The organism is Acinetobacter sp. AS167, from assembly GCF_037152175.1.
Taxonomy (GTDB): Bacteria; Pseudomonadota; Gammaproteobacteria; order Pseudomonadales; family Moraxellaceae; genus Acinetobacter.
Genome location: NZ_JBBCMP010000036.1, coordinates 1 through 508, shown reverse-complemented (window position 1 = coordinate 508; position 508 = coordinate 1). Strand labels below are relative to the sequence as shown.

The 508-nt window shown below is 46.3% G+C and carries 1 pseudogene; it reads right to left on the bottom strand.

Going from position 1 to position 508, the window contains the following annotated elements:
- Window positions 1-508 (bottom strand): annotated as a pseudogene (locus tag WFN33_RS20240) (acetyl-CoA C-acyltransferase); the annotation flags it as partial.

The following is a 508-nucleotide window of genomic DNA, read 5'->3' as shown; positions in this document are numbered from 1 at the left end:
ATCATCATCTGCCAAACCTAAATCACGGGTGACAGCCAAAGCTTGGGCAGCAAAGGCTTCATTTAGCTCAATCACATCCATTTGCGCTAAACTAAGATCGGCTTGTTTAAGCAGTTTCTTGATTGCAGGCGCGGGTGCAAAGCCCATAATTCTTGGTTCAACCCCCACAGTGGTTGCTGCAATAATTTTCCCACGTGGTTTTAATTGGTATTTTTCTACAGCTTCATCTGAAGCAATCAATAAGGCCGCTGCACCATCATTAATTCCCGATGCATTACCCGCCGTGACCGTGCCATCAGCTTTTACCACACCTTTAAGTTTTGTCAGTGCGGCTAAAGTCGTTGATGCACGTGGATGTTCATCGGTATCCACAAGCACAGCATCGCCTTTACGCTGGGGAATAGTGACGGGCACAATCTCATTTTTGAAAAAACCTTGAGCTTGTGCTGCCGCAGTACGTTGTTGGCTGTTTAGCGCAAACTGATCTTGATCCGCACGGTTAATATTG